Consider the following 22716-nt stretch of genomic DNA (forward strand, 5'->3'; position numbering starts at 1 on the left):
CTTTGTGCCAGACCCATGATTGTCGATTCAATATCGTTGTTCCGTCAAACGATAGAGAACTTCAATCAAACTTTCTCCACCGTCAGCCCCTCCGCCTCGCTCAAAAGCGCTTGCAGCACGGGGGTATAGGGCTCCTGATGCGGGGCGATGAGGCCCACGGCGGGCGCCGCGCCGCTTTCGGCCAGGGGCACCACCGCCAGCGGCTTGCCCTCGCAGAGAAACCGGGCCAGGTGGTCGGGCAGGATCGTCACCCAGTCGCCGTGCAGAACATTGGCCGCCAGCATCACCGTAGAGTTCGATTCGATGAGCGCGGCGGGGCCGACGCCGGCTTCGGTGAAATGCCGGTTGATGATCCGGCGGTTCTGCATGTCCGGCGTCAGCAGGCAGAGCCGCGCCTCCCCCAGCGCGCCCCAGCCGATGGCCTCGCCCTCGGCAAAGGGGTGATCGGGGCGGCAGACCAGCGTGTAGGATTCGCGGTAGAGCAGCCGCGTGGTCACCCGGCCCAGGGGCTCGTTGTCGAGATAGGAGATGCCGGCGTCGATCTCGAGATCGTCGAGCATCGACAGGATCTCGGCGGAGGCGCGCGACAGCACGGTAAAGCTCACATTCGGGTGCCTTGCGGCAAAGCCGGTGACCAGCCGCGAGGCCCAGGTCAGCGCCGTGGGGATGACCGCGAGCCGCAGATGCCCCGCCAGCCCCTCGCGCGAGGCGCGCATTTCCTCGCGCAGCCGCCGCGTGTCGCCGACGATCTGCCGTGCCCGGATCAGCGCGCGCTGGCCTTCCGGCGTCAGCCCGCCAAAGCGCGAGCCGCGGCTCACCAGCTTGACGCCGAGCTGTTCTTCGAGCTGGCGGATGCCGGTCGACAGGGTGGGCTGGGTGATGCCGAGGCTTTCGGCGGCGCGGCCGAAATGCCGTTCCCGTGCCAGCGCGATAAGCATTTCCAGTTTTGCGATCATGATTTTCTATCGAAAATGGTCCTGACGATCTGTAACAGGAAAGTCACATCCGGGCCAATGCGCTGACATGTTAATAGGGGGCAAAACGAGACAGCGCCGTGATCGCTAACGAAGGACGGTTTTCCGGGAGCGAATATTGAATAATCTTTCAGAATACATAGTAACTCCTTAACAAGACGATACCGGGACAACTTCCGCCCCTCGGCCCCCGGTCAGGCGCAGGCGGACAAGACGAAGGAACAGGGATGGTGTCAGGCAGCGGACTTCTGCCCGTAATGGTCTTATTGCCCTTTATCGGTGCGCTGGTGCCGGGGCTGATGATCCGGGCGGGGCGCAACGCATGCGCCACCTTCACCGCGGTTCCGACCGTTCTCGCTCTCGTGTTCCTTGGCGTGATGGCGCCCGGCGTGCTGGACGGCGGCACCGTCACCGCAAAGTTCGACTGGCTGCCGGCGCTGGGGCTGAACGCCAATTTCATGCTCGACGGGCTGGGGCTGCTCTTTGCCGGCATGATCCTCGGCATGGGGCTGCTGATCACGCTTTACGCGCGGTTCTACCTCTCGGGCGACGATCCGATGGGGCAGTTCTATACTTATCTTCTGCTCTTCCAAGGCGCGATGCTGGGCATTGTCGTCTCGGATAACATCCTGCTTTTGCTGGTTTTCTGGGAGCTGACCTCGCTGTCGTCCTTCCTGCTCATCGGCTATTGGAAGCACCTGCCCGAGGGCCGTCAGGGCGCCCGCATGGCGCTGACCGTGACCGGGGCAGGGGGGCTTGCGATGATCGCGGGCATGCTGATTCTCGGCAATATCGCCGGCAGCTACGATCTCAGCGTGATCCTTCAGCATGGCGAAGAGATCCGCGCCTCGGAATATTATCTGCCGGCGCTGATCCTGATCCTGCTCGGCGCCTTCACCAAATCGGCGCAGTTCCCGTTCCATTTCTGGCTACCGCACGCCATGGCCGCGCCGACGCCGGTGTCGGCCTATCTGCACTCGGCCACGATGGTGAAGGCCGGCATCTTCCTGATGGCGCGCATGTGGCCGGTGCTGGCGGGGACAGAGGAATGGTTCTACATCGTCTCGACCGTGGGATTGATCACCATGGTGATCGGCGCGCTGATCGCGCTCTTCAAGGACGATCTGAAGGCGCTGCTGGCCTTCTCGACCGTGAGCCATCTCGGGCTGCTGACCATGCTGCTGGGGCTCGGCTCCAAGATGGCCGCGGTGGTGGCGGTGTTCCATATCCTCAACCACCTGACCTTCAAGGCGGCGCTCTTCATGAGCGCGGGCATCGTCGATCACGAGACCCATACCCGCGACATCAAGCGGCTGGGCGGGCTGGCGAGCCTCATGCCGGTGACCGCGCTGATCGCCGTGGTGGCGGCGCTGTCGATGGCGGGGATCCCGCCGCTCAACGGCTTCATGTCCAAGGAGATGATGCTGGAAGAGGTCGCTCACACCCATTGGTGGGGCGGCGAATGGCCGATCATCATCCTGGCGACGCTGGGCGCGCTTCTGTCGGTGGCCTATTCCTTCCGCTTCATCGGGCACACCTTCTTTGGCCCGGTGCGCGACGACTATCCGCACCATCCGCACGATCCGCCGGTGGGCATGCTGCTGGCGCCGGGCTTCCTCGCGGTGCTGGTGGTGCTGATCGGCCTCGCGCCCATGGTCTTTGCCGCGCCCATCGTCGAGGCGGCGGGGCTGGCGGTGACCGGTTCCGAACCGCATGTGCATCTCAAGCTCTGGCACGGCGTGACCCCGGCGCTCTTCATGTCGATGGTCGCCGTGGCCGGCGGCGCGGTGCTGCTTTGGCTGCACCGTCCGCTCGACCGGATCTGGCTGGCGACGCCGCGCCCCGAGGCCAAGGTGATGTTCGACACGCTGGTGCGCCGCATCGCGCTGGGCTCGCGCTTTATCACCGAAGTGGCGCATAACGGCTCTATCAGCCGCTATCTGGCGATCTTCACCGTCTCGACCATCGCGCTCGGCTATGCCGCCTTCCAGGGTGGCGGGCTGCCGGCGCCGACCCGGGCACCGCTGCCGGTGCCGCCGCTGGTCGCCGTGGGCTTCGTGCTGCTGATGGTGGCGACGGCGGCGACGGTCACCATGCATCGCAACCGTTTCCGCGCGCTGATCCTGACCAGCGTGGTGGGGCTGATGGTCTCCTTCGGCTTCGTCTATCTCTCGGCGCCCGACCTGGCGCTGACGCAGATCTCGGTCGACACGGTCACCGTCATGCTGATGCTGCTGGCGCTGCACTTCCTGCCCAAGGAGACGCCGCGCGAAAGCCCGATTGCCCTGCATATCCGCGACGGCGCCATCGCCATCGCGGCGGGTGTCGCTGTGGCGGCGCTGGCCTATGCCTTCCTGCTGCGCGATATCAGCACGATCTCGGATTATCACCTCGCCAATTCCTACAAGGGCGGCGGCGGCACCAATGTGGTCAACGTGATCCTCGTCGATTTCCGGGGTTACGACACCTATGGCGAGATCATCGTGCTGGGCATCGCCGGGCTGACGCTCTACGCGCTGATGGAGGCGCTGCTCGACGGGCCCGCCTCGCGCCGGCTGCGCAACTGGACCTTCCCGCCCGACCGGTCGCGCGATAGGCACCCTCTGATGATGGTGGTCGCCACCCGCGTGATGATGCCCATCGCGGCGCTGGTCGGTGTCTATATCTTCCTGCGCGGCCACAACCTGCCGGGCGGCGGGTTCGTCGCGGGCCTCGTGATCTCCATCGCGCTGCTGATGCAGTACATGGCCTCGGGCTTTGGCTGGACGCAGGAGCGCAAGCGCTTCGAGTATCACGCGATGATCGGCTGGGGCGTGGTGGTGGCCGGGCTGACCGGTGCCGGCGCCTGGCTCGCGGGCGAGCCCTTCCTGACCAGTGCCTTCGGGTATTTCCAGATCTGGCCCTTCGAGGAGTTTGAGCTGGCCACCGCGGCGCTGTTCGATCTCGGCGTGTTCCTGACGGTGCTGGGGGCGGTGATGCTGATGCTCTACAGCTTGTCGCGGCTGGCGCGCTACGCGGGCGAGACGGTCAATATCGAGCCCATGGATTACGACCCCTCGCGGCGCGCCGATGCGCCCGAGGCGGCAGACGGCAAGAAGGACGAGGGCTGAGATGGAACTGGTCGTGGCAACCTCTCTGGGCGGGCTGACCGCTGCCGGGATCTACCTGATCCTGCGGCTCCGTGCCTTTCCGGTCATCCTGGGGCTGACGCTGCTCTCCTACGCGGTGAACGTCTTTGTCTTCGCCACCGGGCGGCTGACCGTCGGCCTGCCGCCGGTGCTGAGCGACGGCGCGAGCGCCTATACCGACCCGCTGCCGCAGGCGCTGGTGCTGACCGCGATCGTGATCTCCTTCGGGATGACGGCGGTGCTGGTGCTGATCGCGCTCGGCGCCTTTCTCGAAGCGGGCGATGACCGGGTGAACATCGAAGACGAGACCAAGACGACCGGGGAGAACGACGCGTGAACCACTGGATCATCGCCCCCGTCGTGCTGCCGGCCATGCTGGCGCCGCTCATCGCCTATGTGATGCGCCACGACATCACCCTGCAACGGGCCACCTCGATCCTGGGCGCGGTGCTGCTGGTGGCGGTGGCCACCGGGCTTTTCGTGCTGTCGGCGGATGGCAGCGTGCATGTCTACCGGCTGGGCGACTGGCCGGCGCCCTTCGGCATCGTGCTGGTGCTCGACCGGCTTTCGGCGCTGCTCATCCTGCTGACCTCGGTGCTGGGGCTGATCGTGCTGATCCACGCCTCGGCCAGCGGCTGGGACAGGCGCGGGCGGCATTTCCATGCGCTGATGATGTTCCAGCTCATGGGGATCTGCGGCGCCTTCCTGACCGGCGACGCCTTCAACCTCTTCGTGCTGTTCGAGATCCTGCTCATCGCCTCCTATGGCCTGACGATCCACTCGGGCGGCAAGGCGCGGCTGCAATCGGGGCTGCAATACGTGATCATGAACCTCGCGGGCTCGACCCTGTTCCTGATCGCGCTCGGCACGCTCTACGCCACCACCGGCACGCTCAACATCGCCGATCTGTCGGTGAAGGTGCGCGAGATCCCGGTGGAGGACGCGGCGCTGGTGCGGGTGGCGGCGATGCTGCTGATGATCGTCTTCGCGGTGAAGGCGGCGCTCTTCCCGGTGCAGTTCTGGCTGCCCGGCACCTATGCCAACGCGCCCGCGCCGGTGGCGGCGCTGTTTGCGATCATGACCAAGGTCGGCGCCTATGCGATCCTGCGCATGCACACCATCGTCTTCGGCCCGGATGCCGCCGCCATCGGCACGCTGTCGCAGGACTGGCTGATGCCCGCCGCGCTGATCACCATCGCCATCGGCGGGTTCGGCGTGATGGGCGCGCGGCGGCTGATGCCGCTCATCGCCTTCGCCGTGCTGGGCTCCACCGGCACGCTGATGCTGGCGGTCTCGGCCTTCACCCCCTACGCGGCGCAGGCGGCGCTCTACTACCTGCTGCATTCGACCTTTGCCGCCGCGGCGCTGTTCCTCTTTGCCGATCTGCTGCTGACCAAGCGCGAAAGCGGCGATCTGCTCAGGGCGGCGCCGGCGACGGTGCAGAACGGTCTGCTGGCCTCGCTGTTCTTTGTGGGCGCCATCGGCATCGCCGGCATGCCGCCGCTGAGCGGATTCCTCGGCAAGCTGCTGGTGCTCGATGCGCTGCGCAGCGCCGATTACACCTGGCTGGTCTGGACCGTGGTGCTGGCGGGCTCGCTGCTGACCATCGTCGGCTTTGTCCGCGCCGGCAGCCTGCTCTTCTGGAAATCCACCTCGCCGGCGCTTGCCGGACCGATGGAGCCCGAATCCGAGGAAGAGGCGCCGCCGCCCGAGGCCAGGCTGGGGCCCATGCTGGTGGCGCCGACCATGGCGATGCTGATCATGCTGGCGCTGCTCACGGTCTTTGCCGGGCCGGTCTCGCGCCATATGGAGGCGACGGCGGGGCAGCTCTTCGATCCGGGCGCCTATATCGACGCGGTGCTGGTGGATCAGCCCGATACCAAGGATCTGTCCGCGCATGGGGAGGAGCATTAAGCCATGCTGAAACGCATCTTCCCGCACCCGCTGCTGAGCGTCACGCTGACCGTCGTCTGGCTGATGCTGGTCAACAAGGTCACGCTGGGCAACCTTGCGCTCGGCGTGGTACTGGGCATCGTGATCCCGATCATGACCGCGCCTTACTGGCCCAACCGCCCGGCGGTGCGTGCCCCGCTGATGGCGGCGGAATACGCGCTGATCGTGCTCTGGGACATCGTCGTCGCCAATATGGTCGTGGCGGGCATCGTGCTTTTCAAGCGCAACGCCGACATCCATTCGCAATGGGTGGTGGTGCCGCTGGAGCTGACCTCTCCCGAGGCGATCACCGTGCTGGCGGGCACCATCACCATGACCCCCGGCACCGTTTCGGCGACGCTCTCGGCGGATGGCGGCGCGCTGCTGGTGCATTGCCTGCACACCGACGATCCCGATGGCATCCGCGATGACATCAAGACCCGCTACGAGCGGCGGCTGAAGGAGATTTTCCGATGATCACCTACGCCCTGATCTTTGCCTTTGCCTGCTACGGTTTCGGCCTGCTGGCGACGCTCTGGCGGCTGCTGACCGGGCCGACCGCCGCCGACCGGATCCTCGCGCTCGACACCATGGTGATCAACTTCATCGCGCTGCTGATCCTCTACGGGGTCTGGCGCGGCACCGCGATCTATTTCGAAGCCTCGATGCTGATCGCCATGGTCGGTTTCGTCTCCACCGTCGCCTTCTGCCGCTTTATCCTGCGCGGCGACATCATCGAGTGAGGAGGACGCAATGGACCAGGACATGACCCTACTCGCCGAGCTGCTGGTCTCGGCCTTCCTGATCGTCGGCGGCATCTTTGGCTTTGTCGGCTCGTTTGGCCTGCTCAAGCTCAAGCACACGATGCAGCGGCTGCACGCGCCCACCAAGGCGACGACGCTGGGTGTGGGCGGCGCGCTCATCGGCTCGATGCTCTATTTCCTGATGATCGAGAGCTCGGTCTCGTTCCACGAGCTGCTGATCACGCTGTTCCTGTTCATCACCGCGCCGATCACCGCGAATTTCGTCGCCAAGACCTTCATGCAGGGCGATGTGGTGGAAAGGGAACTGCCCGATACCGGGCGCGCCTTCGGCTGGGCGGTCTATGACGACCCGCCCTCGGAGAAGACCGAAGAGGGCTGACAGGCGGGGCCTCAGGCTTCGCGTTCGGCCAGCAATTCGCGCGGGATGACAAAGGCGCGGATCTGCCCTGTGCCTTCGGCGATCTCCGACCAGTCGGATATGTCGAATTCGGCCACCGTTGTGGCGCCGGTCGGGTAATCGGCAAAGCGCGGATGCTGGGGCCGCGTCGCGGCGATGTCATGGGCGAAGGCGGCGATGCCCGGATTATGGCCGACCATGATCACCGTGTCGCCGGTGGCCTCGCCGAGACATTTCATCATCGCCACCGGTCCCGCGTGATAGAGACGGTCTTCGTAGCGGGTGGGCGCCTCGACACCCAGCAGCGCCAGCGTTTCGCGGGTGCGCGCGGCGCTGGAGCAAAGCGCCTGATCGGGGAGGAGCTTTTCCGCCCGCAGCCAGTCGCCGAGCGCTTCGGCGCTGCGCCGGCCGCGCTTGTTCAGGGGGCGCTGGTGATCCACGGTGCCCGACGGCCAGTCGGATTTGGCATGGCGCATGAGTATCAGCCGTTTCATGCCTGTCCTCCCTCTTTGCCGGACCAGTTTTTCACGAAGGCGGCCATGTGAAAAGCCGCCTGTGCGTCCTGTCTGTGCAGGTTCTGCGAAAGCGGGCAGGCGCGGCGGGCAAGGCAGCCCCTGTCGCGGCACTCGGCGCCCGCATCGCTGTGCAGATGGCGCTGGCAGGCCGCCACGTCATAGGGCGCGCCTGCCCGCAGTGCACCGACCGGGCAGGTGGTGGTGCAGGGCTGGTGTTCGCAGCTTGGGCAGGGGGCTTCGGGCGGTTCTGGCAGGGGCAGGCGCTGCGGCAGCGCGAGGGCGCCGCGATAGCTGATGAGCAGGCCGGCTGTATCGTGCACGAGCAGTCCGAGCGGCGAGGGAAAGGCCCGGCCCGAGCGTTGGGCCCAATGCAGGAAAGGCGGCCAGGGCGGTCCGTCGGAGGGAAAACGCGCCGTGCCCCGCCATGCGACCGCCAGCGCGCCGATTTCGCGTTTCGACCAGCGGTCGAGCGGATGGGCCGCACCGTCCGCGGCCTCGGGGGAGGCGGCGAAAAGCGGCCAGAAGCGGGGCTCGTCAGGCCCCAGCAGGATCAATGTGCCGGTGTCCGGCGGGGCGCCGTCCGCGGGACCCGGGTGAAAGGCGCCGCGCAAAGCCAGCCCGCGCGCCCGCGCGGCGGCGGCGAGCGCCTCCAAGCTCACACGCGGTCCCGCACCGGGGGCAGATCGGCGGAACGGATGAGCGAGCCCGCGCCATGCTCGGTGAAGAGCTCCAGCAGGCAGGCATTGGGCACCCGCCCGTCGAGAATCACCACCGCGCGCACGCCTTCCTCGATGGCTTTCAGCGCGGTCTCGGTCTTGGGGATCATGCCGCCGGCGATCGTGCCGTCGCCGATCATCGAGCGCACATCGTCCGGCGTCATCGCTGTAACCACCTCGCCGGCGGCATTCTTGACGCCGGTGACATCGGTGAGCAGCAGCAGCCGGTCGGCCTTCAGCGCGCCGGCGATGGCGCCGGCGGCGGTGTCACCGTTGACATTATAGGTTTCGGTCACCTCGGTGCCGGTGGCGACCGGGGCGACCACGGGAATGATACCGGCGGCGAAGAGATCGCGCAGCACCTGCACGTTCATCTCTATGGGCCGGCCGACAAAGCCGAGCTCGGGATCGTCGGGTTCGCAGACGATGAGGTCGTCATCCTTGCCCGAGAGCCCGACGGCCCGCCCGCCCTCATCCATGATCGCCTGCACGATGCGCTTGTTGACGAGCCCGGTCAGCACCATCTCGACCACCTCGACGGTGGCCTTGTCGGTGACGCGCTTGCCACGCACGAAGCGGCTTTCGATATTGAGCCGTTTCAGCATGTCGTTGATCATCGGGCCGCCGCCATGCACCACGACCGGGTTCACGCCGACCTGCCGCATCAGCACGATGTCGCGGGCAAATTCCGCCATGGCCTCGTCGTCGCCCATGGCGTTGCCGCCGAATTTTACCACCACAACGGCGCCGGTATAGCGCTGCATGTAGGGCAGGGCTTCGTTGAGGGTGCGGGCGGTGGCGATCCAGTCTCGGTTCATCTTCTGCTGCTTCATCTCTGGAGGCATCCTTCCGATGCGGTCGGGGTTGCCCTTCTGTCTTCCGGATGCCCGCGTGGGACGCAAGATTTTTCGTACGAAAAATCTCCGTGGCGCTGAGGTGGGGCCCGGAAAAATCTTCGTACGAAGATTTTTCTCAGGCAAGCCCGGCGATGATGGATCGCAACGTCGCGATGCCGTCGCCCTTTTCCGAGCTGGTCTGCACGATCTCGGGATAGGCGGCGGGGTGTTTGGCAAGCTGCCCGCGCACCTGCGCCAGGATTTTCTCGCGCTCCGAGGCTTTGACTTTGTCAGCCTTGGTCAGCACCGTCTGAAAGGTCACTGCCGCGCGGTCGAGCAGGGTCATGATCTCGTCATCCACCGGTTTCACCCCGTGCCGCATGTCGATCAGCACAAAGGCGCGGCGCAGCGAGACGCGGCCCGAGAGATACTGCTTGAGCAGCCGCTGCCATTTCTCCACCACCGCCACCGGCGCATTGGCAAAGCCATAGCCCGGAAGATCGACCAGGTAATGACTGTCGGCGAGCGTAAAGAAGTTGATCTCCTGCGTGCGGCCCGGCGTGTTCGAGGCCCGCGCCAGCCCTTTGCGCCCGGTCAGTGCGTTGATCAGGCTCGACTTGCCGACATTCGAGCGCCCGGCAAAGCAGACCTCGGCGCGGTCGTCCGGCGGCAGCCCGTCCATGGCGACGACGCCCTTGAGGAAATCGACCTCGCCGGCAAAGAGCTTCCGCGCCGCCTCGCGCGTGGCGTCGTCGGGCTCTTCGGCAAGCGGGAAGGGAAGGGTACTCATAGCAGTTCCACCGTATCGTCGAGGGCGACCGTCCCGCTTTCTACCACCTCTGCCTTCACCGAGAAATCCCGGTGTCCGAAGCTGTCGAGCGTGGGCAGGATCTGCGCGTCGCGCTCGCCGGTTTCGGGATTGGCATGGATCGCGAGGCAGCGCGTTGTGCGGGCGAGGAGTTTCAGCACCGCGCCGCCGAGCCGGACTTCGCGCCCGATCCAGTCGTTCTCCGCCCAGGCCGGCGCGCCGTCGATCCAGAGATTGCCGCGCCAGCGCTCGATGGCGAGCGGGTGGCCGATCTTTTCCTCCACCGCCCGGTGCGAGGCGCGGTTGCAGAGTGTCAGGTGGCCGCGTTCGCTGTCGGTGAAACCGCGCGAAGCGCCGCGGACCAGCCGGACCGGCTGCGGTCGGTTCTGAGGCGTGAAACCGTCGAGCCAGGCAAGCAGCCGCGCACCGTCTTCGTCGGGGCGAACGGTCAGATCCGCGCGCGCCGGGTGGTGCAGGGTGAGGGTTTCGCTCGCCTCGTCGAGCTCTGCCGAGATCGCTGCCAGTGCCGGCGATCCCGCCACGCGGGTGAAGTTGCGGCAGGCCGCCCAGGCGCTGCCATCGGCCTCCGACACCTCATGCGCCACTGCCCAGAGCCGGTCATAGGGCATGGTCTGCCCGGCAAGCAGAGCCACGGAGGCGAGCGCCTCGCGCCCGTGGCTCTTGATCGGGTGGCGGAAGATGCCGGTGACGCGCACCGTCATTTCTTGTCGGACTTGGCGGCGTCGGCCTGTTTCGCCTTGCGCTTGAAGCTCGACTTGATGTTGCCGAACACGTCCGGCTTGTAGCCCTGGCTGCGCATGATCAGATATTGCTGGGTGAAGGTGATGGTGTTGTTGGTGATCCAGTACAGCACCAGCCCGCTGGCAAAACCGCCCAGCATGAACATGAAGACCCAGGGCATCCAGGCAAAGACCATCGCCTGCGTCGCGTCGGTGGGCGCCGGGTTCAGCTTTTGCTGCAGGTACATCGAGATGCCCAGCAGCAGCGGCAGGATGCCGATGAAGACCAGCGCCAGCGTGGTGCCCGGCTCGGGGGCGGCCCAGGGCAGCGCGCCGAACAGGTTGAAGAGCGAGGTCGGGTCCGGGGTCGAGAGATCCTGGAACGGGCCGAACCACGGCGCCTGGCGCAGCTCGAAGGCGACGAAGATCACCTTGTAGAGCGAGAAGAAGATCGGGATCTGCAACAGGATCGGCAGGCAGCCCGAGGCCGGGTTGACCTTTTCGCGCTTGTAGAGCGCCATCATTTCCTGCTGCATCTTCTGGCGGTCGTCGCCGGCGCGCTCCTTGAGTTTCTCCATCTCCGGCTGAAGCTCTTTCATCTTGGCCATGGAGACGTAGGATTTGAAGGCCAGCGGGAAGAGCAGCGCCTTGAGGATCAGCGTCAGCGCGATGATCGACCAGCCCATATTGCCGATCAGCTGGTGCAGGTGATGCAGCAGCCAGAAGATCGGCTTGGTCAGGAAAAAGAACCAGCCCCAGTCGATGGAATCGATGAAGCGGTCGACGCCCTGATCCTCGTATTCGCGGATGGTTTCCCATTCCTTGGCGCCTGCGAAGAGCTGGGTTGTGACCTCCTGGCTGTCGCCGGGGGCGAGGCTCATCGTCGGCAGCACGGCCTCGGTCTGGTAGATGTCGCGGCCGTCATCGTATTTTGCCACCTGCTTGAAGGCGCTGCCCGGGGCGGGGATGAGCGTGGTCATCCAGTAATGGTCGGTGAAACCGATCCAACCATTCTCGGCGACCTGCGAGACCTCGGCGCGCGCGCCCTCGCTCTGCATCATATCGAGATCGGGCATATCGGAATAGTCGATCTCATTGAGTTTGCCGTCGGCCATGGCAACGACGCCCTCGTGCAGCACGAAGAATTTCTTGCGGTCGACCGGTTCGCCATGGCGGGCGAGGATGCCGTAGGGCGCGGCGGACACGCTGCCGCTGCCGGCATTTTCCACCGATTGCGTCACGGTGAACATGAAATCCTCGTCCACCGCCAGGGTGCGGCGGAAGATCAGCCCGGCGGGGCTGTCCCAGCGCAGGGTGACGGGGCTGTCGGCGCTCAGCGTCTCGCCGGATTCGACCCGCCATTCGGTATTGGCGCCCGGCACGTCCGAGAGGCCCAGACCGGCGCCGGGGGCCCAGCCGTAAAGCGCGTAATAGGCGTGGCCGCTGCCCACCGGTTCCAGAACCTGCACATTGCCGGAGGACGGATCGGGGGTGACGGTGTAATCCTTGAGCTTCAGCTCGTCGATGCGCCCGCCCATGAGCGAGATCGAGCCCGAGAGCCGCGCGGTGTCTATCGGCAGGCGCGGGGCGTCGGCGGCCTGCGCCTGCGCCGGGGCGGTGCCGGTTTCGGCGGTTGCACCGGGGGCTGTGCCGGGCGTCGCGGCGGTATCGCCTGCGACGGGTGCCGTTGCGGCGGGCTCGGGCTGCTCCACGGCCGTGTCTTCGGGGGGCGGGAACAGCAGGAACCAGATGAGGATCACCACAAAGCTCAGCCCTGTTGCGATGAGCAGGTTCTTGTTCTGATCGTCCATGCGAGACTGCCGCCCTGTCCTTGGAAAGTCACCGCCGGGTTCAACAGGCGGAACCTGCAAAGGTCAAGCCGATTCCGGGCAATCGCGGGGTTTTGTGACCTTTTGGAGCAGCGGCCCTCAGCCGGTGCCGCGCCCGATATTCTGCGCCGCGGCGATCCGTTCTGCATGGGCGCGCGCCCAGTCGGCGAGCCGGTCGGCGGGCATCGGGCGGGCGATGCCGAACCCCTGCACATGGTCGCAGCCGAGCTGCGAGAGCAACGCGTGTTCGGCGACGCTCTCGACCCCCTCGGCCACGGTTTCCAGACCCAGACGGTCGGCGAGGCCGAGCACGGCGGCGAGCATCCGGCGCTGCTCCTCGTCGCGGTCGACTCGGGTGACGAAGCTGCGGTCGATCTTCAGCCGGTTCACGGTAAAGCGGCGCAGCGCGGTGATCGAGGCATGGCCGGTGCCGAAATCGTCGAGGTCGATCTGGCAGCCAAGCTGCGACAGCCCCACGATATTGCGCGCCACGACCCCCTCGGGCGATTCCGCGATCACCGTCTCCAGCACCTCGACCCCGAGGCGCGAGGCGGGCATGGCGAAGCGGTCGAGCTCCCATTTGATGCGTTCGATGAGCTGCGGGCTGCGCAGCTCGACATCGGAGAAATTCGCGCTCACCCGGGGGATTTCGACCCCGGCCTCGTCCCAGCCGCGCAGCGCTGTGAGACTGTATTGCAGCACCACCTCGCTCAGCCGGTCCATCTGGCCGGCATCCTCCAGCGCGTCGAGGAATTCTGCCGGGGGGACGATGCCGCGCTCGGGATGCAGCCAGCGCGCCAGCGCCTCGACGCCGCTGATCTGCCCGGTGGAGGTGCAGAGCTGCGGCTGGAACCAGGGCTGGATCTGCCCCTTGGCCAGCGCGCGCTCAACCTCGCTGAGCAGGGTTTTGCGTGCCTTGCGTTCGGCGCGCATGCTCTCTGACCAGGCGCGAATCGCCGAGGGGCCGTTGGCCAGCGCCTCCGACAGCGCGGCCTGCGCCGCCTCGAGCAGCCGGGCGCCGCCGGACTGGCCGCGCAGCCGGGTCGAGCCGCAAAACCCGATGGCGGCAGAGAGGTAATGCGTGCCGGTTTCGGTCTGGGCCGGTTCCTCCAGCCCGCGCTGCATGCGGTTGGCGAGCGTCAGCAGCGCCTCCAGATCGAGGCGCAGCGAGGGGCCGAGCAGCACCATGAAGCGCGCGTCGCCCACCCGCACCGCCCGATCGTTGCGGCGGATGACAGCGCGCAGGCGGGCAAGCATCACGTCGCGCAGCACCTGCGCGGAATCGTCCCCGGCGCGGCGTGCGACACTGTCGAGCCCCTCCGCCTCCACCAGGAAACAGGCGGTGGCCAGATTGGCGTCGTGCGCCTGGGTCATGACCTGTTCGGCCAGATCCTGCGCGGCTGCGGTATCGACCAGATCGGGCAGCGGGCCGCCGGGATCGCGCACGCCGGCGCCATCGGAAAACAGCGCATAGGCGGCGGGCAGGCCGAGCGCGACGGCTATCAGCGCCATTTCGCCCCCCAGCCAGAACCCCGCCAGAGACAGCGCCGGCAGGAAGGCCAGCATATGCGGGCCGTGGATCCATTTTGACATGGACGCGCGGTGCCGGATCAGCCCTGCGGTCAGCCGAGATTTCATCGCCCCGCCCCTTTGCATTGTTGCGGACGGGAACAGGACTAGAACAAGGATGTAACCCGAGACTTAACGCAGGTCCGGAATGTCGGATTTTTCCGGCGCCTCGCCTCGCATCAGCCCGGCGAAATCGAAGAGTTTCGGGTCGAGCATATGCGAGGGCCGGATGTTCATCAGCGAGCGGAACATCACCTGCCGCCGCCCGGGGCTGTTCTTTTCCCACTGATCGAGAATCTGCTTGACCTGCTGGCGCTGGAGCCCGTCCTGGCTGCCGCAGAGATCGCAGGGAATGATCGGGTAATTCATCGCGCGGGCGAATTTCTCGCAATCCACCTCGGCCACATGTGCCAGCGGGCGATAGACGAAGAGATCGCCCTCCTCGTTCACCAGCTTCGGCGGCATGGTCGCCAGCCGTCCGCCGTGAAACAGGTTCATGAAGAAGGTCTCGAGAATGTCGTCGCGGTGATGGCCCAGCACCACCGCCGAGCAGCCCTCTTCGCGGGCGATGCGGTAGAGATTGCCGCGCCGCAGCCGCGAGCAGAGCGCGCAAAAGGTGCGGCCCTGCGGCACCTTGTCGACGACGATGGAATAGGTGTCCTGATACTCGATCCGGTGCGGCACCTGCATCTTTTCGAGGAACTCCGGCAGCACCGTCGCGGGAAAGCCCGGCTGGCCCTGATCGAGATTGCAGGCCAGCAGATCCACCGGCAGCATGCCCCGCCATTTCAGCTCGTGCAGGATGGCGAGCAGCGTATAGCTGTCCTTGCCGCCGGACAGGCAGACCAGCCATTTCGGCGTGCTGCCGTCCTCGCGCCGCTCGACCATGCCGTAATGCTCCACCGCCTCGCGCACGTTCTGCACGATGCGCTTGCGCAGCTTCTTGAACTCGGTGCTTTTGGGAGCGCCGTAGAACAGCGGGTGGATATCGTCGGCAGTGTCGAACATGAGGTCAGCTCTTAGCGCGGGGCGGGGGCGTTGGAAAGCGGCACGCCGCTACCCGTCGCCGCCATGCCGGTGGCGATGCGGCGCGGCCTCGGGCACGTTGTCGATGCCATGGCCGCCCCAAGGGTGGCAGCGCAGGATGCGGCGGGCGGCGAGCCAGCTTCCCTTGAACGCGCCGTGTTTCTCCAGTGCTTCCAGCGCATAGGCCGAGCAGGTGGGCTGGTAGCGGCAGCCATGGCCGACCCAGGGCGAAAACACCAAGCGATAGAAGCGCACGGGCAGGGCGGCGATATGGGCGAGCGGGCTCATGCCGTCTCGCCGTGGAGCTTGCGCAGGGCACGCTCGAAATCGCGTTGCAGCAGATCGAAGGGGCGCGCGGCGGTGGCGTCGCGAAAGCCGATCAGCACGTAATCCCAGCCGGGTCGTCCGAGCCCCGGCAGCGACAGCCGCGCCACCTCGCGCAGACGCCGCTTGGCGCGGTTGCGGGCGACGGCGTTGCCGACCTTCTTGGAGCAGGTAAAGCCGACGCGGATCGCCGGATCGTCATCGCCCCGCTGCCGGGCCTGCACAAGCATGGAGCCCGCGGGCTGACGGCGCGCGCGGGCGGCGGCGAGAAATTCGCCGCGTTTCGTCAGCGTGGAAAGCCTGATCGGGTCACGACAAAAGACCGCCCCGGACTCTTCCGAAACGGCCCCTGTGTCGGTCGATGCGTCCCGCTCCGCCATGGGCAGAGCGCGCGGCTCAGGCGCTGAGCTGCTTGCGGCCGCGGGCGCGGCGCGCGTTCAGGACCTTGCGGCCCGCTTTGGTCGCCATGCGGGCGCGGAAGCCGTGACGGCGCTTGCGAACCAGGTTCGACGGCTGAAAGGTGCGTTTCATCGCGCTCTACTCCGTTTCTCGGTCACCCGGGACGGATTCGCCGGGCGGTATCATTCGAAGCCCGTGCTATAGGGAGGCGCCGGACGCATGTCAAACCTCTATCGCGCGAAAGCTGCAACATTTCGCGCCGGGTGGCGTGGCGCAATTGTTACAACGCCTCACGCTCCGCCCGCAATTGCTGCCCTGCCGGGTCACTCCGGATCAAGGCGGCGTGAAGGGGCTGTTGCGGCGCGTGCCGTTCCCGCATCTTCCATGACATGACAGAGACCCGAACCGATACCGAGACCGCCATGGCCGCCCCGCCGAAACGCAGCCTTGCCCGCCACCTGCCGCTGGTGGCGATCCTTGTCGCTGCGGCGCTGGGGTTCCTGACGCTGCGCGATTACCTGAGCTTCGACACGCTTGCCGAGAACCGCGAGGCGCTGCTGGCGCTGCGCGACAGCCACTACGCGCTGATCGCCGGCGGGTTCGTGCTGGCCTATGTGGTCATCGTGGCGTTTTCGCTGCCCGGCGCGGCGGTGGCCTCGGTCACCGGCGGGTTCCTTTTCGGGCTGGCGGCGGGCACGGTCTTCAACGTGGTTGCCGCCACGCTAGGCGCGATGCTGATCTTTCTCGCCGCGCGCGCAGGCCTTGGCCGGGCGCTGGCGGCGCGGATGGAAGCCTCGGAGGGCACGCTGGGCAAGATCAAGGCGGGGCTGCGCGAGCATGAAGTGAGCGTGTTGTTCCTGCTGCGGCTGGTGCCGGCGGTGCCGTTCTTCGTCGCCAACCTGCTGCCGGCGCTGGTGGGGGTGCGGTTCTGGAATTTCGTCTGGACCACGGCGCTGGGCATCGTCCCCGGCGCGCTGGTCTTCACCTCCATCGGCGTCGGTGTCGGCGAGGTGTTCGACCGGGGCGAGAAACCGGATCTGAGCCTGCTCTGGGCACCGCATGTGCTGGGCCCGCTGCTGGGGCTCGCGGCGCTGGCGGCGCTGCCGATGGTGATCCGCGCGCTGCGCGGCAAGAAGGAGCTTTGAGCCGATGCAGCGTATGAAGACGGACTTTCTGGTGATCGGCGCCGGCTCCGGCGGGCTCTCGGTGGCCGCCGGGGCGGCGCAGATGGGCGCAAAGGTGGTGTTGCTGGAGCCCGGCGAGATGGGCGGCGACTGCCTGAATTACGGCTGCGTGCCGTCGAAGGCGCTGATCGCCAGCGCCAGCCGCGCCCACCGCATGGCGCATGCGGAGGCTTTCGGTGTCGCCGATGTCGCGCCGCAGGTGGATTACGCCGCCGCCCAGGCGCATGTGGCCGAGACCATCGCGCGGATCGCGCCGATGGACAGTCAGGAGCGCTTCGAAGGCTTCGGGGTGACGGTGATCCGCGAGGCCGGGCGCTTTGTCTCGCCGACGGAGGTGCAGGCCGGCGCGCATGTCATCGCCGCCCGGCGCATCGTGATCGCCACCGGTTCCTCGCCCTTCGTGCCGCCCATACCCGGGCTCTCGGACGTGCCGTATCTGACCAACGAAACCCTCTGGCAGCTGCGTGAGCGGCCCGGGCATCTGCTGGTGATCGGCGGCGGCCCGATCGGGCTGGAAATGGCGCAGGCGCATCGGCGGCTGGGCAGCGAGGTCACGGTGATCGAGGCGCAGCGGGCGCTGGGGCGCGAAGATCCGGAGCTCGCCGCCATCGTGCTGGAGGAGCTGCGCGCCGAGGGGGTGACGATCCTTGAGGACACCCAGGCCCGCACCGTGCGCGGGCAGGGCGGTGCCATCGAAGTGGAAACGGCGGATGGCGCCGTGCATCGCGGCACGCATCTGCTGGTGGCCGTCGGGCGGCGGCCGAATATCGACGGGCTGGGGCTCGACGCCGCCGGCATCGAGACCGCGCAGGCGGGGATTGCCGTCGACGAGGGGCTGCGGACGACGAATCGCCGGGTCTATGCCATCGGCGACGTCTCGGGCGGGCCGCAATTCACCCATGTGGCGGGCTATCACGCCGGCCTCGTGGTGCGGAATGCGCTCTTCGGTCTGCCGGTGAAGGTCAAGCCGCAGATCCTGCCGCGTGCCACCTATACCGCACCGGAACTGGCGCAGGTCGGGCTGACCGAGACCGAGGCGCGCCGGATCCATGGCGATAGGCTCGAGGTCATCCGGCTGCCCTATCAGCACAATGACCGCGCCATCGCCATGCGTCAGAGCGCCGGGCTGCTCAAGGTGATGGTGGTCAAGGGCCGCCCGGTGGGCGCCTCCATGGCGGGGGCGCAGGCGGGCGAGCTGATCGGGCTCTGGGCGCTGGCGCTCTCGGCAAGGCTCAAGATGAGCGATATCGCCGGGATGGTTGTGCCTTACCCCACAATTGGGGAACTTAACAAACGCCTCGCGGGAACCTATTTCTCTCCACGTCTGTTCGAAAACGAAACAGTGAAAAAAGTTGTAGGACTGGTGCAGCGCTGGCTGCCCTGACGGGACAAAGACCCTCTATGCTCAATTCGCTCTCCGGCCGTTTCCTGATCCTCACGACCGTGTTCGTGATGCTGGCCGAAGTGCTGATCTTCGTGCCCTCGGTGGCGCGCTTCCGCGAAGACTATCTCTTCGACCGGCTGGAGCGTGCGCAGATCGCCTCGCTGGCGCTGCTTGCCGACGACATGATCGACCCGGATCTGGAGCGCGAGCTGCTGGCCAATGCCGAGGTCTATAACGTCGCGCTGCAACGCAATGCCACGCGCGAGCTGATGCTGTCCTCGCCGATGCCGGGCGCTGTCTCGCAAAGCTACGATCTGCGCAAGGCCGGACCGCTGATCCTGATGCGCGACGCCATCGCCCGGCTGGTCGATCCGGCGCCGCGGCTGATCCGGGTGATCGGCTACCCCTCGCGCGAGGCGGGGCAGCTGATCGAGGTCACCATGGACAGCATGCCGCTGCGAGATGCGATGCTGGAATACGGGCTGCGAATCCTGCTGCTCTCGGCGGTGATCTCGGTGATCACCGCGCTGCTGCTCTTCCTCGCGGTGCGCCGGCTGCTGGTGAAGCCGATCAAGGGCGTGGTGGCCGAGATGCGGCGCTTTTCCGAGGCGCCGGAGGACGCACGGCGCATCATCCGCCCCTCCGCCGGCGTGCTGGAGCTGCGCGAGGCCGAGGAGGCGCTGAAATCGCTCGAAACCCAGCTCTCCGCCTCGCTGCGGCAAAAGGAGCGGCTGGCGCAGCTCGGCGGCGCGGTGGCGCGGGTGAGCCACGATCTGCGCAATATCCTGACCTCGGCGCAGCTTTTCACCGACCGGATCGAGATGTCGGAGGATCCTTCGGTCAAGCGCATGGCGCCCAAGCTGGTGGGCTCGATCACCCGCGCCGTGTCGCTCTGCGAGAACACGCTGGCCTTCGGCAAGGCCGAGGAGCCGGCACCGGTGCTCACGCAGTTCAACCTCGCCGAGCTGGTCAACGAGGTGCTGGAGGCGGAGCGGCTGGCCATCGACGACCACGATCTGAGCCTATCCGAGGACATTCCCGGCTCCTTGCAGATGCGCGGCGATCCCGAGCAGATCTACCGTGTGATCAGCAACCTGGTGCGCAACGCCCGGCAGGCGATCACCGGCTCGGGCGAGCCGGGCGAGATCAGCGTTGCGGCGCGTGTCGAAGACGATGCCTGGGTGATCGAGGTCACCGATACCGGCCCCGGCCTGCCGCCCAAGGCGCGCGATCATCTGTTCCAGCCGTTCCAGGGCGGTGTGCGCAAGGGCGGCGCGGGGCTGGGGCTGGCCATCGTCGCCGAGCTGGTGCGAAACCACGGCGGCACGCTGCGCCTTGCGCGGTCGGACGACGCCGGAACCTGTTTCGAAATCCGCCTGCCGATGGGAGATGTGGGCTGAGACGAAATTCTTTCAGAAAGGCCCTTGCATTGCCCGGCGCTGGAGGCTAGATCCCACCTCCACGGACCGATAGCTCAGCTGGATAGAGTACTTGACTACGAATCAAGGGGTCGGGGGTTCGAATCCTCCTCGGTCCGCCAGAATTCAAAGGCTCGATGCATAGCGCATCGGGCCTTTTTCTTTTCCGGTCAGTGGATTGGTGGGGTGGCGAGGGTTTCCGGCTGCCCCTGCACAAGCGAAGCCCGCGACGTTTTCCCCGGCTGACAAGCCGGCTCAGAGTGTCCCGCTGCTCATCCCCGATGTGTCGCGGCGGCCCGGGCCGGTGTGGCCCGCTTCGCATGGCAGGCGCGATGCCGCGCGCCGGATCCTAGACCAGCAGATCGTATTCCGTTCCGCCCAGCATGACGTTGATCTCGTCCTGCGCGGCGCCGTCCACCAGCGCCCACAGGATCTGTCCCGTGGGCCTGTAGATGACAAAAGCCTCCGCCACCCCGTCTGTCCCGGCGCCGGCGGTTTCCGCGAAATTTATCTGGAGATTGGACCGCACGGCGGCTCTGCCGAGGATGAGCACATCCCCATCCTCCGCGGCGTAATCCTGAATCCAGTCGGTCCCGTGCCCGTAAAGGCCGATATGAAAGAATCTGTCTGCGCCCGCGCCGCCACTGAGGCGGTCGAACCCGTAGCCGCCATTGAGGAAATCATCTCCGGCATTGCCGAAGAGCGCGTCGCCCCAGGCGCCGCCGCTGAGGCTGTCGTTTCCGGTCTGGCCCGCCAGCGTGTCGGCCCCGTAACCGCCTTGAATCAGATCGGCGTCTTCCATCCCGTAAAGGGAATCGTTGCCGTATCCGCCAAGAAGCGTGTCATTGCCCTCACCGCCGAAAATCGTATCGCTGCGATCATTGGTGGGGTCGTTCCCATCAGAGCCATGCAGCCAATCGTTGCCGGCGGCGCCATGCAGTTCGTCGGCGCCGGTTCCGCCAAGCGCCTGATCGTCGCCCTCGCCCATATAGAGACGGTCGTCAAACGGCGTGCCGAGCACCCGGTCATTGCCACCGCCCGCGCCGAAGACCTGCCCGGTGGTCGGGTTGTTGATCGACAGATCGCGGTATTCTTCCGCAGGGCCCGAAAAGAAGTTGCTGACGATGCTGCCATAGCGGACGTAGTGGCCGTTGAAGATGAATTCGTCGAAGTTGAGCAATGTCAGGTCCGCCGCGCCGTAGCGCAGATGCAGCGTGCCGTCGGGGTTCAGCGTGAAGACATCGGCAAACACCAGATCCGCGGGCCGTTCGAACTCGGCATACATCCGGTCGAACAGATCCAGATGCACGATATCGTGGCCTGTGCCGCCATCGCCATAGCCGGTTTCCTGCCCGAAGCGCAGCAGGTCGTCACCGCCGCCGCCAAGCAGGGTATCGTTGCCATCGCCGCCGTCCAGTACATCGTTTTCGTCCGATCCGGTTACATGGTCATCGCCCGCACCGGCCAGCACGAAACCGGCGGATGTGAGTGCAATCCGGTCGTCGCCGGCGGTTCCCGAATGTTGTTCCGGCAGATCCATCGTCGCGATCTCGCGCTGTCGAGTCTGTCCGAGCACGGCCTCTCGCCACACGATCAGCGCGCCGTCCTGCACACTTGTACCGCCGATTCCGAGGGTTCGGCTCTGGTCCGTGTCCGGAAACAGAAGCGTTCTGCCATATTGCCAGCCATCGGCGTCGAAGACCGCAACACCGGCCCCTTCCTGCAAGGTGTTCTCGCCCGTCTGATAATAACCGTGATCGCGCACCATCGCGTAGAGGCCACCGCCCAACGGCGCCGCCTCGAAGCCGGGCGTGCTGCCCTCCGTGATGAAGGCTTCGAGCCGAATCGGGTCGGAAAGCTCGGTGACATCGCCGGTCTGCATATAGCGGACATAGCTCCCGCCGGTCGTGTAAGGGCTGGGGGTATAGGTCTGCCAGAAGAACGCGACGTCGCCCTCATCCGAATAGAAGGTCATGCCCCGTCCACCGATCCCGGCCTCGACGGGACGCTCCGTCAAGTCCCCCTCTGCCGAAAGGGTCGCCATCTCGATACCCGTGACACCGTCGTTCCAAGTGACCAGAATATCGCCATTTGCGGCTGCGGTCAGGTCGATGAGGCCCGGCGCGCGATCCTGCGCCAGCATTTGCCGCGCTCCCACCGGGTTGCCCGAGGCATCATAGGCCTGAAGGACGATGTGATTCACGCCGTCGATCACCGCGCTGCCACCCACGACAATGGTGCCGTCCGGGCGGGTGGCCACGTCCCATGTCGGGCGATACCAGGAGACGGAAAAAACGTCGGGATCGGCGCGCACCCGCGCCGTGCCGGGATCGAGGGGCATGCGCCCGTCGGCGCCGGGATTGGTAAAAACCATCGGCGCCGTCGCAGGGCTGCCATCGGCGGCCAAGAGCTGGACCGCCAGGCGCGGCGCGAAGGATTCGTCATCGGCGGACATGACCGCCGCCACGATCCAGCCGCCACCGGTCAGTTCGCTGATCTCGAAGGCATCCGGGGTCGTTGCCATGCCATCCAGGATGCTGAAGGCAGGGCCCGGCGTGCCGTCGGATGCAAGCCGCTGCGCGGTCACCTCGGCGCTGCTCTGCGAGGGGAAATCGCCCGAGAGATCCGTAACGCGGATATCGAGGATCCCGCCGCCATCCGCCGGTGTGAGGGCGTATCGGTAGGGCAGGCCGTCGGTTTCTGCGGTGGTGAACGTCGTGGCGGGCGAAGACCAATAGGACATGGAAAGCTCTTCTTTGCGACACAAAAGGTC

Annotated in this window: 22 protein-coding genes and 1 tRNA gene; 10 read left to right on the top strand and 13 right to left on the bottom strand. The window is 66.4% G+C overall.

Annotated elements, in window-relative coordinates:
- Positions 1–65: 65 nt before the first annotated feature.
- A complete protein-coding gene (locus Ga0080574_RS15230; protein WP_076701243.1) occupies positions 66–956 on the bottom strand; it encodes a LysR family transcriptional regulator in 891 nt (296 codons plus the stop codon).
- Between the two features lie 245 nt (positions 957–1201).
- Here Ga0080574_RS15230 and Ga0080574_RS15235 point away from each other — a divergent pair, with 245 nt between their 5' ends.
- From Ga0080574_RS15235 to Ga0080574_RS15260, 6 genes are read left to right on the top strand one after another with little or no spacing between them, the layout of a single operon-like run.
- Complete coding sequence (locus tag Ga0080574_RS15235; RefSeq protein ID WP_076701246.1) at positions 1202–4084, top strand: monovalent cation/H+ antiporter subunit A; 2883 nt, start codon at positions 1202–1204, stop codon at positions 4082–4084.
- A 1-nt stretch (position 4085) separates the two neighbouring features.
- Positions 4086–4439 (top strand): Na+/H+ antiporter subunit C, encoded by a 354-nt coding sequence (locus tag Ga0080574_RS15240; RefSeq protein WP_076701249.1) that lies wholly within the window; start codon positions 4086–4088, stop codon positions 4437–4439.
- On the top strand, positions 4436–6016 hold the full coding sequence (locus Ga0080574_RS15245; RefSeq protein ID WP_076701252.1) for a monovalent cation/H+ antiporter subunit D: 1581 nt from the start codon (positions 4436–4438) through the stop codon (positions 6014–6016). Before Ga0080574_RS15240 ends, Ga0080574_RS15245 begins: the two co-directional genes overlap by 4 nt.
- 3 nt (positions 6017–6019) lie before the next feature.
- Complete coding sequence (locus Ga0080574_RS15250) at positions 6020–6511, top strand: Na+/H+ antiporter subunit E (RefSeq protein ID WP_076701255.1); 492 nt, start codon at positions 6020–6022, stop codon at positions 6509–6511.
- Entirely contained in the window at positions 6508–6777 is a 270-nt protein-coding gene (locus tag Ga0080574_RS15255) for a K+/H+ antiporter subunit F (protein ID WP_076701260.1), read from the top strand. The genes Ga0080574_RS15250 and Ga0080574_RS15255 overlap by 4 nt, the downstream gene beginning before the upstream one ends.
- A 10-nt stretch (positions 6778–6787) precedes the next feature.
- Complete coding sequence (locus Ga0080574_RS15260; protein WP_083716867.1) at positions 6788–7177, top strand: Na+/H+ antiporter subunit G; 390 nt, start codon at positions 6788–6790, stop codon at positions 7175–7177.
- Positions 7178–7188: 11 nt separating this feature from the next.
- Here the strand turns inward: Ga0080574_RS15260 and Ga0080574_RS15265 are convergent, their stop codons facing one another.
- The 11 genes from Ga0080574_RS15265 to rpmH form a co-directional block, all read right to left on the bottom strand.
- Positions 7189–7689, bottom strand: coding sequence for a SixA phosphatase family protein (locus Ga0080574_RS15265; RefSeq protein ID WP_076701263.1), 501 nt, complete (start codon positions 7687–7689; stop codon positions 7189–7191).
- Positions 7686–8369, bottom strand: a complete 684-nt coding sequence (locus tag Ga0080574_RS15270) for a ferredoxin (protein ID WP_076701267.1) — start codon at positions 8367–8369, stop codon at positions 7686–7688. Before Ga0080574_RS15270 ends, Ga0080574_RS15265 begins: the two co-directional genes overlap by 4 nt.
- Positions 8366–9259, bottom strand: coding sequence for an acetylglutamate kinase (gene argB / locus Ga0080574_RS15275; RefSeq protein WP_076701272.1), 894 nt, complete (start codon positions 9257–9259; stop codon positions 8366–8368). The genes Ga0080574_RS15270 and argB overlap by 4 nt, the downstream gene beginning before the upstream one ends.
- Positions 9260–9398: 139 nt before the next feature.
- Entirely contained in the window at positions 9399–10052 is a 654-nt protein-coding gene (gene yihA, locus Ga0080574_RS15280) for a ribosome biogenesis GTP-binding protein YihA/YsxC (RefSeq protein WP_076701277.1), read from the bottom strand.
- Complete coding sequence (locus Ga0080574_RS15285; protein WP_076701281.1) at positions 10049–10792, bottom strand: MOSC domain-containing protein; 744 nt, start codon at positions 10790–10792, stop codon at positions 10049–10051. Before Ga0080574_RS15285 ends, yihA begins: the two co-directional genes overlap by 4 nt.
- On the bottom strand, positions 10789–12621 hold the full coding sequence (yidC, locus tag Ga0080574_RS15290; RefSeq protein ID WP_076701284.1) for a membrane protein insertase YidC: 1833 nt from the start codon (positions 12619–12621) through the stop codon (positions 10789–10791). The genes Ga0080574_RS15285 and yidC overlap by 4 nt, the downstream gene beginning before the upstream one ends.
- 117 nt (positions 12622–12738) lie before the next feature.
- Positions 12739–14277: a putative bifunctional diguanylate cyclase/phosphodiesterase gene (locus Ga0080574_RS15295; protein WP_076701287.1), complete on the bottom strand. Its 1539-nt coding sequence runs from the start codon at positions 14275–14277 to the stop codon at positions 12739–12741.
- A gap of 63 nt (positions 14278–14340) precedes the next feature.
- Complete coding sequence (ttcA, locus tag Ga0080574_RS15300) at positions 14341–15216, bottom strand: tRNA 2-thiocytidine(32) synthetase TtcA (RefSeq protein WP_076701292.1); 876 nt, start codon at positions 15214–15216, stop codon at positions 14341–14343.
- Between the two features lie 48 nt (positions 15217–15264).
- Complete coding sequence (gene yidD, locus Ga0080574_RS15305) at positions 15265–15522, bottom strand: membrane protein insertion efficiency factor YidD (RefSeq protein WP_076701296.1); 258 nt, start codon at positions 15520–15522, stop codon at positions 15265–15267.
- Entirely contained in the window at positions 15519–15938 is a 420-nt protein-coding gene (gene rnpA, locus Ga0080574_RS15310) for a ribonuclease P protein component (protein ID WP_076701300.1), read from the bottom strand. The genes yidD and rnpA overlap by 4 nt, the downstream gene beginning before the upstream one ends.
- A gap of 16 nt (positions 15939–15954) precedes the next feature.
- Positions 15955–16089 (bottom strand): 50S ribosomal protein L34, encoded by a 135-nt coding sequence (rpmH, locus tag Ga0080574_RS15315; protein ID WP_076623372.1) that lies wholly within the window; start codon positions 16087–16089, stop codon positions 15955–15957.
- A gap of 257 nt (positions 16090–16346) precedes the next feature.
- On the opposite strand from rpmH, the gene Ga0080574_RS15320 reads away from it, so the two are divergent.
- From Ga0080574_RS15320 to Ga0080574_RS15335, 4 genes are all read left to right on the top strand, one after another.
- Complete coding sequence (locus tag Ga0080574_RS15320) at positions 16347–17102, top strand: TVP38/TMEM64 family protein (RefSeq protein WP_076701305.1); 756 nt, start codon at positions 16347–16349, stop codon at positions 17100–17102.
- Between the two features lie 4 nt (positions 17103–17106).
- Positions 17107–18525: a dihydrolipoyl dehydrogenase family protein gene (locus Ga0080574_RS15325; protein WP_076701309.1), complete on the top strand. Its 1419-nt coding sequence runs from the start codon at positions 17107–17109 to the stop codon at positions 18523–18525.
- 17 nt (positions 18526–18542) lie between these two features.
- A complete protein-coding gene (locus tag Ga0080574_RS15330; RefSeq protein ID WP_076701313.1) occupies positions 18543–19925 on the top strand; it encodes a sensor histidine kinase in 1383 nt (460 codons plus the stop codon).
- Between the two features lie 63 nt (positions 19926–19988).
- Positions 19989–20065, top strand: a tRNA-Arg gene (locus Ga0080574_RS15335).
- A 227-nt stretch (positions 20066–20292) separates the two neighbouring features.
- Here the strand turns inward: Ga0080574_RS15335 and Ga0080574_RS15340 are convergent.
- Positions 20293–22686, bottom strand: a complete 2394-nt coding sequence (locus Ga0080574_RS15340) for a calcium-binding protein (protein WP_076701318.1) — start codon at positions 22684–22686, stop codon at positions 20293–20295.
- Between the last annotated feature and the right edge of the window lie 30 nt (positions 22687–22716).

Origin of the sequence: Salipiger abyssi, from assembly GCF_001975705.1 — a bacterium.
GTDB lineage: Bacteria > Pseudomonadota > Alphaproteobacteria > Rhodobacterales > Rhodobacteraceae > Salipiger > Salipiger abyssi.